Below are 11,770 nucleotides of genomic sequence, written 5' to 3'. Positions count from 1 at the left end.
CCGCCCCCTCATGCCGCTGATCGGTCGCTCCCGTCGACACTGCGCTTGCGCCGGGATAGTCAGTTGGGCATGACCCGATGCCGATGAGGTGCCGTCGAGACCAGATCTTCGACACGGAGCCCACGTGTGGCGAGGCAGTGACGGATCCAGCCCTGTTGGTGCCGACTTCGGTTGTCCCAGGTGAACTGCAACGCGTCTTGCGGGCGTCGTGGGCCGGTCGGCCGCAACCCGGGCACGAGGTTGTCACACAGGTCCGCCAGCTCGCGGATCTGCTGGTGGTAGTCGAAACCTGGAAAGAACTCGTCGCACATGCTTTCGCGTCGATGGGCCATCGCTCTCATGACCAGAATCGATTCGTGAACGATGACGACGACCGCGTCCGCGATCACCGACTTCCGGCCAGATCTGCCCCTCCACACGAAGCTCAGTCTTCCAGAAGCGGCGAACGTCGGGCTGATCGATCGTGCACCTGGCCCTGGCGAGCCGAGTGCACGCTCATGCCGTGAGGGGAATGAACAGTTCGAAGTGGCGGTTCTTGTTGCCCTGTCCGGATAGTCTTCGCCTCTGACACTGCGGATGATGAGGAGCAGGCTCGATGACCACGATCTCTTCGTTGTCGGATGACGGGGCCCGGGACCTGTGGGCCGGTGGCCGGCCCGGACGCGACGAGTACTTCTTCTCCACCGTCGCCGCCACCGAGACGGTGTGGGCGTGGGACTTCGAGACCGGCCTGCTGGAGATCGACGACCAGGACAACGCCCTGGTCCCGTTGTGGCCGCACCCCCGGCTGGCCGTGATGGCCGCCGAGGCGATGGGGTTCGAGGACGCCGGTCCAGCGGTCCCGGTCGACGTCGACGTGTTACTGGACCACGTGTTCGAGCGCTTCCACCGGGAGGGGCACGAGATCGCCGTCCTGCCCACCGACGGCCACTTCACCACCATCCTGTCGCTGGAACGGTTCCGGGTGAAGGTCTTCGACGCGCGGCTGCGGACCGCCAGGCTGACCGACCAGGCCGCCCGCGCCCGGAGGGACGAGTTCCACGCCGACCGGGTCCGGCGCGCGGACCGGCGGCTCGGCCTGGCGCCGGACGACCGCCACGCCCTCGTGGGGCACCTGAGGGAACGCCTGGCGAGCGCGGCGTGCGACCACCGGTTCACCTTCCCCGCCACCAGGAACTGGATCGAATCCCGAGGATTGTCCTGGGATCTGCTCTCCCGATCCGCGGTGAAACTGCTGGGCTCCTGCGACTGCGAGATCCTCGACCACTTCCGCCGAAACCCCGACCAGCCCCGGACCGCCGGCACCACCGAATCCTGACGACACAGCTCAAGCCACCCGCAGACACCTGTCACAGCAGCACGAACACCCGCTCATGCCGAGCCGGTTGTTCCTGTGACCGCACGGTGTTTCTCAAGACCGGGTGGTCAGTCGCCCTTGGCCAACCGGTCGTTGATCCGGCGGGCCAGCTCGGCGGTGAAGCCCACGGTCGGCACGGTGTGACCGAGAGCGGTGAGGATCGTGTCGAGATGGGTGTCCACCGTGGCTTCGATCAACGTGGTGAGGGTCGCGGCGGCGGATCGGGCCCGGCTCCACCCCAGCGCGACGGTGCCGATTCCGAGCAGCACCGCGGGGTACCAATGGATCCCGAGACCGAGGTACAGCACGCCCCAGCCGACGAGCCTGGTGGCCGACCTGAACTGGGATTCGGCCGCCTGCACCGGAGTACGGACCGTTTCCGGGACCAGCAACCACAAACGCGGCCATACCAGGCCCAGATCGAGGCCGTGGTACTGCCCGGCGATCCGGGCGTTCAGCAGCCGGAACCGCTCTCCGATCCAGGCCGGGTGTCGTGGCCGGTAGGCGGCTACCGGGTCCACCCCCGCCCTGGCCGCCGCGCGATCGAACAGCCTGCCGCGTAAGGCCACCAGCCCCCGCGCGAGCAGACGCGCCGGTCCGCGCCACGGTCTGGTCCAGACTGCCTCGGCGAGGCTGCCGACCGCCTGCGCCGCCATGGCCGCCGCCGTGGCACCGACCAGCAGGAAGACGGCCACCGCCGCGAGCGGCAGGCGCGGCGCCTCCCGCACGATCCAGCCGGTGACCGAGGCAAGGTCGAACGCGGAGCGGTGGCCCAGCCGGACCGCGCACACCACCGCGGCGATGAACAACGCCCCCGGCAGCACGAGTGTCGCGACCCATCGCTCGGCGAGTTTGCCGCTCAGCGACGACAAGAAGGGGTTCACGGCGTCGCGCCCGTCGGCAGCATCGGCTCGTCGTCGAACAAGGCGCACACGGGCGGATGCCCGGCGTCGTCCCGGTGGTCGTGGCGTGCGCACACCTTGCGCGGGCAGCTGTAGTCGCCACGCCCGGTCCGTGGCACGCGAGCGCTCCGCGGTGTGGGATACACGGGCATGCTGTCGGGAGTGCCCGCGCTCCTGGTCTGCTCCGCCGACTCGGCGTCCAGCAGGTCGAACTGCCTGCACGCGTCCAAGGCCGAACCGCCCTCTCGCACTCGGGAGGCGGCGCGTTCGAGCCTGTCGGTCCATCGGCCGGCGATGGCGGCCTGGCGCAGATCCGGCATGACGGTGCACCACAGAACGAGCGCTTGTCCCTCGTCGAATACCGCCACGTCGCCCCTCCCCTGTGCCATCCTGAATCGTCTACCGCACCGTAGTGGGTGGCGAAGGAGGAGTGGACATCTCGCTCTTGGAACGCATTCGCCGTTGTCTGGAAACAGGCGAGGCCGACGAGGTCACCACACCCGCTGCCGTGGCGGACGCCGCTCGCCTGATCCTGCCTGCCATCGGTACCGACCTGCCTCCCGAGTTGCTTCGAGAACTCGGAATGCTGCACTGGCTGCGGCATTGTGCCCTGTCGCCGGGCAGCGTCGGGCCTGATATCCAGATCTGTACGGAACTGTTCGCCCCGCTCGCCGAATCCTTTCCTGGCGTAGTGCCACCGCCGGTGCTCAGCTGGCTTCAGGAGAACCATTATCCGGGACTCACGCCCGCGGAGCTCGGACCTTTCTACGCGTCGGCGATCACCGACGTCGCTTTGGCGGCCGCGGATCCCGTCCTGACCGACCTGGGGGTAGCCGCCTGTCGAGCCGCCGTCGACGTCGGCAGCGAGGTCGACCGTCCGGCGCACCGGTTCAACCTGATGGTGCTGTTGAACCAGCGCTTCGAATGGACGACCGCCGAGGCGGATCTGGACGACGCCGTCGCGGCGGGCCGCGCGGCACTCGAGTCGGCCGGGCACCCGATAGCCCCGGCGGTCCGGTTTCCTCTCGGGGTCGCACTGCTCACCCGGTTCGGCATCCGCGGGCAGGAACAGGACCTCACCGACAGCACGGTGCTCCTGCGCGAAGTGGTGTCGTCTCTGCCGACCGGCGACCCGAACCGCGTCGCCTTCCTGTCGCAGTTCGCCTTGGCCTTGGAAACCCAGTGCAATATCGGCGGTCCGCTCGCCGTGGTCGAGGAGTACGTCGAGGTGACCAGGGAAGTCCTCGCGAACTGCCCTTCGGACGACCCGGCATTCGGTGAAGCGCTCCTGTTGCGAGGCAGCGCCCTGCGGGTCAGGTTCGTCCGTACGGGCAATCCCGCCGACATCGCCGACAGTGTCCGGTACCTGCGGGAGACGCTGAGGAGCCTCCCCGAGGGCAGCGAGTCCCATGTCCCCGCGCTGCTCAACCTCGCAAGCTCGCTCCAGACCCGGTTCGCGTATGCCTCGGCCTTCTCCACACCTGATGGTCCCGACGAAGCCGACCTGGCCGAAGCGATCGCACTGGCCAGGGAGGCCGACGCGGCCATCGGAGAAGGCCACCCGCTGAGGTGGGCGGTCGAGGCCACGCTGGCGACCGTGCTGCGAGCCGACAACACGGACCCTGCCGAGGCGATAAAGGCGGCGAGAGCGACCTTGGCGGGACTGCCCGCGGACAGTCCGCTTCGCGGGACCGCACTGCTGTCCCTCGGTGAGTCACTTCGCCGCCAGTACCGGGCGACCGGTGGCCAGGAGGTCCTCCGGGAAGCCGTGGACGTCCTTCGTGAGGCGAAGACGGCCGGCGCGGGCGGTCCACACGGCCGGGCGCCGATGCTCACAGCCCTTTCGATGGTGCTGTACGAGGCGGTCAAGCTGGCGGGCGCCGACGGCGCGATCGATGACAGTGAGCTCGACGAAGCCATCGAGACGACGAGAGCGGGCGCGCAGGGCATCCCCGGTGACACGGTGATCCATGGCCAGCAGCTCTGGCAGCTGGCGGAACTGCTGCGGTGGCGCTTCTTGCGCACAGGCCGGGCGGCGGACCTCGACGAACGGATCGAGACGCTGCGGGCGACGGTGCCGCTGGCTCCCGACGCCTCCGCGTTGACGCAGTGTTCGTCCGCCCTCTCGAACGCACTCAGTTTCCGGTACAGCCGGAATTCGGACCCGGCCGACCTCGACGAGTCCGTCGCCGTGTTGCACCGGGTCGTCGAAGCCCTGCCCGCCGACGGTCCCGAACTGCCCGACCTGCGGGCCGACACCGCGTGGGCACACCTGCAACGCTTCGAAGCCAGGGGCGAACCGGCCGACAGGGAGACGGCGGCCCGGCTGATCCGCTCAGCGCTCGCCGCCACCGGCGCGGACGACTCGAGCCGGTATCGAATGCTCGGCATTCTGGCCGCGATCCTGACCTCGACGGCCACCTCGGAGCGCGACCCCGAGAAGCTGACCGAAGCCATCGAAACCTGCTACGCGGCAACGCCACCCGGCGAGGTCCCGACGGTGACGGTCACTCTCACCCTGGGCAACGCGCTTATGTCCCGCTACGAGAACACCGGTGCCATAGCGGACCTGGAGGCGGCCGCCACGACACTGCGGGCCGCGTTGGCGCATGCCACCGGAATGAACCGGACCATGTTCGTGAACAACCTCATCCAAGTGCTTCGCATCCGCTTTTACCGCCATGGCGACCAAAGCGCACTGACCGAGGCGATCGACAGCGGCAAGGCGGCCCTTCGGACCAGCCCCGACGCGCTGCTGCTGGCGGGAAATGTCGCGGCCGCACAGACCGACCGGTACGAGTGGGCCCGCGACCCCGCCGATCTCACCGAGGCCGTCGACGCGCTGCGGTCGGTGCTCGGCCGGGCCGGCGCGGACAATCCAGATCTGCCGACGCTCCGGTTCTATCTCGGCTTCGCCCTGCGGGCCCGCTTCCAGGCCATGGCCTCCACCGCGGATCTGGACGAGGCGATCGCGGTGCTGCGGCCCGGTCTCGCTTCGTCCCGATCGCGCGACCAGACAGCCCAATTCAGCCTGATGCTGGGAGGCGCGCTGTCGCTGCACGGGCAGTGGTCGAACGACCCGGTCGCGCTCGCCGAGGCGAGTGAACTGCTGCAAGTCGCGAGTGACGGGCTACCGGTGGCGAGCCCGGGCCGGATCACGGCCGGGATCCTCTTGGCGGGCACGCTCCGTCTGCGTTTCCTCAACTCCGGAGAAGAGCCTCTGCTCACCGAAGCGATCGAAATCGGCAGAGCGGTCCTCGCCCACACCCAGGACGAGGAGGCCAACCGGGCTCACACGCTGATCATGCTGGGCACGCTGCTGGCCCTGCGGTTCGAGCGGACCGGCGACCTCGAGGTGCTGGCCGAGGCGATCGAGGTGCTGCGCCGCGGGGTGGCCGCCGCGGGCACGAACAACGCGATAGCGGCGAACGCCTTGTCCGAGCTGGCGTCCGCACTGCGTGGCCGGCACAGCATCCTGGCGGAGCGCGCCGATCTGGACGAGGCCATCGCGGCCGCCGAGCGCGCCGCGACCCTGCCGGGCACGACACCGGCCGAACGGGGTGTCCATGTCACCGCGCTGGCCCTTGGCCTGCTGACCAGATCGCTGGCCACGGGCGATCTCGACGACCTCGACGCCGCCATCGACTTGGGCCGCGAGGGCGCACGCTCGCCCAACTGGTACGTCGCCTCGGCGGTCAACCTGATGACGCTGGGGCTGGCACTGTGGTCCCGGTTCGATCGGACCGGAACGGTTTCCGACCTCAACGCCGCCGTCGACGCGTTGTTCGAGGCGGCGGAGGGCGCCCACCCCGGGCACACGCTGCGGCCCATCATGCTGACCAACCTGTCCAACGCGCTACGCACGCGGGCGGGGCTGCTCGGCTCGGCCGCCGACCTCGACGCCGCCGTGGACGCCGGGCGATCGGCCGTCGCCGCCGCGCCGCCGGATCACCCGGCGGTGTCGATATGCCTGATGAACCTCGGGACCGCGCTGCACATCCGGTACCTGGAAGGGCGCGACACCGCGGACCTCGACGCCGCGGTCGCCGCCCTGAACGAGGCGGTGGACCGCAGCACACCCCAGAGCTCGAACCGGAGAGAGATCCTGATGAACCTGGCGGGGCTGCTGCGCACCCGCCGTGACCGGCGCCCGGGCCGGGACGCACTGGACCGGGCCGTCGCACTCGTCCGGGAAGCGATCGCGATCACCGACGTGACGCACTCGATGTACCCGCTGTGCGTCCTCAACCTTTCGACCGCCCTGCACACCAGGTACGACCGCGGTGGTGACGACGCGGACGCCGCCGAGTCGATCGAGCTGGCCGGACGGGCGATCGACAGCATGACCGCCGGTGACCCCCGGGTCGCGGTGGCCTGGGTGACGCTGGGAAGGCTGCACGAACGCAGGCGTGTCGAAGGCGGGGGCGGCCTCGACGCCGCGGTCGCCGCCTACCGGACCGCGGTCGAAGCTCCCGCCACGGCACCGGCGTACCGGGCGGCCGCGGCCAGATTGTGGGCCGAATTGGCCGTCCGGCAGCGCGACTGGGCCTCCGCGACGGAGGCGTTCGGCGTCGCTGTCGCGCTGATACCCCAGGTGGCCTGGCACGGCGTCGAACGCGACGCGCGCGAGCGCAGGCTGACGGTGTGGGAGGGCCTGGCGAGGATGGCCGCCGCCGCGGCGCTGGAGGCCGGTGACCCCGGCCGCGCCGTGGAACTGCTCGAGCAGGGCCGCTCCGTGTTGTGGTCGCAGGCGTTGCAGACCAGGGACGACCTGTCGATGCTGCGGGAACGTGACGTCGCGTTGCACGACCGGCTGCGCGCCGTGGCGACGAAGCTGGCGGCCACGGCCGTGCCCGACATCCCGGAGGCCGCCGCCACGACCGATCCGTGGAGCGACCCGAGCCAGCGCATGCGGTCCGACCGAATCAAGCTGGCCGAAGACTGGGACCGGTTGCTCACCGAAGCACGCGCCTTGCCAGGACTGGAATACCTCCTGCGGATCCCGCCGCTGGCCACCCTGCGCGAGGGCCTGCCCGACGGTCCCATCGTCCTGCTCAACGTCGACGAAGCCCGCTGTGACGCCTTGATCGTGCACCGGGACCGCGACGTCGAGCACGTTCCGCTGCCCGCGCTGTCGTTCGGGGAGGCCGGGCGGCGGGCAGAGGGGTACCTGCGGGCGTTGAGGCTGCTGGAAAATCCCGGCGGGCCAGGCAATTTCGCCACCACCGGCGCCAGGCAAACGGTGCACGCGACCCTGGAATGGTTGTGGGACAACGTCGCCGATCCGGTGCTGACCCGGTTGGGCTACCGCGGCCACGACGAGCCGTTGCCACGGCTGTGGTGGTGCCCCACCGGATCACTGACCCTGCTCCCGCTGCACGCCGCCGGTTATCACGACCCGGCCGACACCCCCGCCGGGCGCACGGTGATCGACCGCGCGGTGTCGTCCTACACGCCGACCCTGCGCGCGCTGGCGAAGGCGAACACCGCCGACGCCGTCGAACCCGCCGACCGACGTGTCCTCGTGGTCAGCATGCCGGAGACCCCACCGGTTCCGGGCACCCCGGACATGGGCCCGCTGCCCTGCGCCCGCGCGGAAGCCGAGTTCCTTTCTCACGCGCTCCCCCTCGGTCTCACGTCGCGTGTCGCCGACACCGCCACTCACGCCGCGATCACCGCCGACCTGCGCACCCACGCTCTCGCACATTTCGCCTGCCATGGCGGGCAAAACCTGCAACAGCCATCGACGGGCAGTCTCTACCTGTGGGACAAACCGTTGACCGTGCTCGAGGTCGCGGAGCTGGATCTCGAGCACGCCGAACTCGCCTATCTTTCGGCCTGCAGCACGGCGATCGGTGGCACGACCCTGCCCGACGAGGCCATCCACCTCGCCGCGGCACTCCAGCTCGCGGGTTACCGGCAGGTGATCGCGACCCTGTGGACCATCACGGACCGGACCGCGGTCGAGGTGACCAAGATGATGTACAGCGGGCTGCTCGGGCCTTCGGGCCTGCGTCTCGACGGCACCGCCCACCTGCTCCACCGCACCGTGCGTGCCTTGCGCGACTCGGCTCCCCGCAACCCGGCCATCTGGGCCTCATATGTCCACTTCGGACCGTGAACGACGGGGTGCGTTTCGAGGGTAAGTCGATCTTCACGCCGTCCCCAAGTATGTGAAGGACCCCTTCACTGCGTCTAGCGCCGGGGTTCCGGCAAAGTCGGCTATCCGCTGGTCGTAAGGGTGACGGAGTGGGCTCGTCATCCGTGGCCAGACATGCTCCTCGAGTGTCCACAGAGGACACCTTCAGCGCATGTTGGCCCGATTTGGGTGGTTTGCGCGGGGGTCGTGAGCGGTAAGAGTCGTTCTAACGCTCTTTATCACTCACGACCCCCGCACGAAAACGCGCAAAGTACTCCAATCGGGCGTCAGGACCCGGTGGCCAGTCCAGATCCGCGATAGCGACGACCCCGCGTATCGAACGCGGCGAAGGGAGCCTTGAGTCCCAGCGCGACCCGCTCGCGAACACGACACGTTTGCCCTTCCTTGGTCACTTCGTCCTCTCATGCCGCGAAGCGGTCGATGCGTGGCGAGCGGCCACGACCTCTCCGATCGAAACCACCCTGGTGGCCTACGGTTCGCCGACGGACGCGGCTAAGGCAGAAGGACGCGCCGGCTGGATCATCCGGTGCCGGGTGTTTTGCTCTGTTCGAGTGGTTGTGATTTCCGGTGCTGGGGGTGCTGATCACCGGACGCTAGCGTCGGTCGGGCCGGCGGTGGACCGCCGCCTGGGGAGAGCCTTCGGGCTTCGAGGGGAGTTTTTCCGATTATGCAAAGAACATTGCCTCGGCCTTTGAAGAGGATTCGGCTCGTGGTCGCGCTCACCGCGGCCGGACTGCTCGCCACCACGGGCACCGCGCTCGCCGACACCAGCGCCGACCGCAAGGTCGTGCAGGAGGCGCTGGACCAGCTCACCGCGAGCGGCGCGGCGCTCGGCGCGCAGGTCAGGGTGACCGACGGCCATCAGCGCTTCACCGCGCGCTCCGGCAAGGCGGAACTGGGTTCGAACCGCCCGGTGCCGGAGAACGGCCGGTTCCGCGTCGGCAGCATCACCAAGACGTTCGTGTCGACGGTCCTGCTGCAGCTCTCGGGCGAAGGCAAGGTCGCCCTGGACGCGCCGGTCGTCCGCTATCTGCCCGGTCTGATCGACAGCCGCGTCACGGTGCGCCAGGTCCTGCAGCACACCAGTGGTCTCTACAACTACACCGACGGGTTGCCGCTCGACCCGGACGAGTTCGAGAAGATCCGCTACAAGCACTGGAGTCCCCGGGAACTGCTCAAGATCTCCACCGACAAGCCGCTCGACTTCGATCCCGGCACCCGGTGGAACTACTCCAACACCAACTACGTGGTCGCGGGATTGCTGGTGGAGAAGCTGACCGGCAGGCCGTACGCGAAGGCGGTCGAGCAGCGGATCCTGAAGCCCTTGCGCCTCGACGACACCGAGGTTCCCGGCGACAACGTCGACATCAGGGGGCCGCACGCCCACGGTTACGCGACCGTGGCCGGCAAGCCGAACGACGTCACCCGCATCAACCCGTCGGTCGCCTGGGCCGCGGGCGAGGTGATCTCCACGACCCGCGACCTGGACACGTTCGGCGTGGCGCTGGCGAGCGGCAGGCTGCTCCGGCCCGCGCAGCAGCAGGAGATCAGCAAGACCACCGCGGTCAGCCCCCAGTACGGCCTGGGCCTGCAGGTGGAGACCTTGCCGTGCGGCACCAAGGTGTGGGGCCACGGCGGCGGCATTCCCGGCTACTCCTCACAGCTGCTGACCACGCCGGACACCGCGAAGCGGCTGGAGCTCTCGATCACGAGCGCGCCGACCGCGGGCGACCCGAACGACGCGTTCCGCAAGCTGCTCACCGAGGTCTTCTGCTGACGTCGGTGGCGAGGAACGGGGTGAGGAGCCGAAGCAGTTCCGCGGGCCGGTCCAGCGGAATGATGTGGCCGCAATCCTCGACGAGGTGACCGGTGAGGTCGTCGGCGACGGGACGCAGCTGCCGTTCCAGCGCGCGGCCGACCGGATGGGCGCCGATCGCCATCGTGGGCATGGTGAGCCTGCCCGCCGCCACGGCCTCGCCGATCTGGCGGGCCGTGGCCGGCATGGCGCGGTAGTAGGAGAAAGCGCAGCGCAGGGCGTCCTGTCCGGTGTAGGCGTCGACGAAGGCGTCGCGGATCTCGGACGGCACCCCGCGACCGAGGGTGCCCGCGGCGAGAAACCAGTCGAGGTACTCCGCCTCGTGTCCGACCAGGACCGTTTCGGCGAGGCCGGGCACGGCGTGGAACCCGAACCACCACGGTGGGCCGGCGTCGAGGAAGTCCTCGGCGCCGGGCAGTGACCCCAGCAGTGACTCCATCAGCACGAGTCGCCGCACCCGCTCCGGCCGTCGCATGGCGAGCAGGAAAGCGGCCGGGGTGCCGGCGTCGATGGCGACCACCTCCGCGGCGGGTTCGTCGAGGGCGTCGAGGATGCCTTCGGCGTCAGCGGCCAGCGTGCCCGCGTCATAGCCCTCCGCGGCGCGGGTGCCGTCGCCGAGTCCGCGCAGGTCCGGGGCGATGACCCGGTGATGATCGGCCAGTGGCCCGATGATCTCGGTCCAGAGCCGCCAGGTGTGCGGAAACCCGTGCAGCAGCAGAACCGCGGGTCCGGAACCGGCGGTGGCCACGGTGGTCTGGATGCCGTTGACGGTGATCTGTCGCAGTGTGCCGGGCACGGTGCCTCCACGGTGGTTACCATTGGTTACCAGAAAACCGTAGGTAACTTCCGCGGTGCCGCCAAGACGGCACTTTCCCCTCAGGTGGTGAGCTCCAGGTGACCCCCAAGAAGGGCGATCTGTTCGACCCCGAGTGCCCGACCCGGCGGCTTTTGGACCGCATCGGCACGAAATGGACGTCGATGGCGGTCAAGGTGCTCGCGGAGGCGGCCCCGAACGAGGTGCGTTTCGCCGAGTTGCGGCGCCGGATTCCCGGTGTCTCCCAGAAAATGCTGTCGGTGACCCTGCACAGCCTGGTCCGCGACGGCCTGGTCGCCCGCCGCGTGGAGCCCACCGTGCCACCGCGTGTGCACTACCGGCTCACCGACCTGGGCTTGTCCCTCGAAGTCCCGTTGGCGGCGCTCCGGACCTGGGCCGAGGAGAACATGGCAGGCATCGACCAGGCCAACGCGCTCAGCGATGCCCACGCCGCTGCCGAAGAGTGAGAAACCTGGCTCCCGGGGACGGTGGGCCACCGTCCCCGGGGACCGGTCACTCGGCGGCCATCCGCTCCCGGAGGCTCCGGGGGCGCATGTCCGTCCAGACCTCGTCCACGTGATCCATGCACTCCTGGCGGCTGCCGGTCTTGCCGTCGGGGCGCCAGCCTTCCGGCACCTCCTTGTCCGACGGCCAAAGCGAGTACTGCTCTTCGTCGTTGATCAGGACCTGGAAGGTGGTGTTGTCGTCCATCGGGTTTCTC

Annotated in this window: 9 protein-coding genes; 4 read left to right on the top strand and 5 right to left on the bottom strand. The window is 69.4% G+C overall.

Annotated elements, in window-relative coordinates:
* Positions 1–59: 59 nt before the first annotated feature.
* Positions 60–389: a hypothetical protein gene (locus ACLJPX_RS01460; protein WP_410598337.1), complete on the bottom strand. Its 330-nt coding sequence runs from the start codon at positions 387–389 to the stop codon at positions 60–62.
* A 206-nt stretch (positions 390–595) separates the two neighbouring features.
* Between ACLJPX_RS01460 and ACLJPX_RS01455 the strand changes: the two genes are divergently transcribed.
* A complete protein-coding gene (locus ACLJPX_RS01455) occupies positions 596–1,318 on the top strand; it encodes a DUF2695 domain-containing protein (protein WP_410598336.1) in 723 nt (240 codons plus the stop codon).
* Between the two features lie 107 nt (positions 1,319–1,425).
* Here the strand turns inward: ACLJPX_RS01455 and ACLJPX_RS01450 are convergent, their stop codons facing one another.
* Positions 1,426–2,241, bottom strand: coding sequence for a hypothetical protein (locus tag ACLJPX_RS01450; RefSeq protein WP_410598335.1), 816 nt, complete (start codon positions 2,239–2,241; stop codon positions 1,426–1,428).
* Complete coding sequence (locus ACLJPX_RS01445; RefSeq protein ID WP_410598334.1) at positions 2,238–2,627, bottom strand: hypothetical protein; 390 nt, start codon at positions 2,625–2,627, stop codon at positions 2,238–2,240. The genes ACLJPX_RS01450 and ACLJPX_RS01445 overlap by 4 nt, the downstream gene beginning before the upstream one ends.
* Before the next feature lie 62 nt (positions 2,628–2,689).
* On the opposite strand from ACLJPX_RS01445, the gene ACLJPX_RS01440 reads away from it, so the two are divergent.
* Together ACLJPX_RS01440 and ACLJPX_RS01435 are read left to right on the top strand one after the other, a co-directional pair.
* On the top strand, positions 2,690–8,380 hold the full coding sequence (locus ACLJPX_RS01440) for a CHAT domain-containing protein (protein WP_410598333.1): 5,691 nt from the start codon (positions 2,690–2,692) through the stop codon (positions 8,378–8,380).
* Between the two features lie 706 nt (positions 8,381–9,086).
* Positions 9,087–10,196, top strand: a complete 1,110-nt coding sequence (locus ACLJPX_RS01435; RefSeq protein WP_410598332.1) for a serine hydrolase domain-containing protein — start codon at positions 9,087–9,089, stop codon at positions 10,194–10,196.
* Here the strand turns inward: ACLJPX_RS01435 and ACLJPX_RS01430 are convergent.
* On the bottom strand, positions 10,177–11,031 hold the full coding sequence (locus ACLJPX_RS01430; protein WP_410598331.1) for an alpha/beta fold hydrolase: 855 nt from the start codon (positions 11,029–11,031) through the stop codon (positions 10,177–10,179). The genes ACLJPX_RS01435 and ACLJPX_RS01430 overlap by 20 nt on opposite strands.
* Positions 11,032–11,129: 98 nt before the next feature.
* Between ACLJPX_RS01430 and ACLJPX_RS01425 the strand changes: the two genes are divergently transcribed.
* The gene (locus ACLJPX_RS01425; RefSeq protein WP_410598330.1) at positions 11,130–11,516 is read left to right on the top strand and encodes a winged helix-turn-helix transcriptional regulator; all 387 of its coding nucleotides are present in this window, start codon (positions 11,130–11,132) and stop codon (positions 11,514–11,516) included.
* A gap of 46 nt (positions 11,517–11,562) precedes the next feature.
* On the opposite strand, the gene ACLJPX_RS01420 is transcribed toward ACLJPX_RS01425, so the two are convergent.
* On the bottom strand, positions 11,563–11,760 hold the full coding sequence (locus tag ACLJPX_RS01420; protein WP_101607171.1) for an MbtH family protein: 198 nt from the start codon (positions 11,758–11,760) through the stop codon (positions 11,563–11,565).
* Positions 11,761–11,770: the final 10 nt, after the last annotated feature.

The sequence above is a fragment of the Amycolatopsis sp. lyj-90 genome (genome assembly GCF_046549035.1).
Lineage (GTDB): Bacteria > Actinomycetota > Actinomycetes > Mycobacteriales > Pseudonocardiaceae > Amycolatopsis.
The sequence above is the reverse complement of the archived record's forward strand: the minus strand, read 5'-3'. Positions and strand labels throughout refer to the sequence as shown.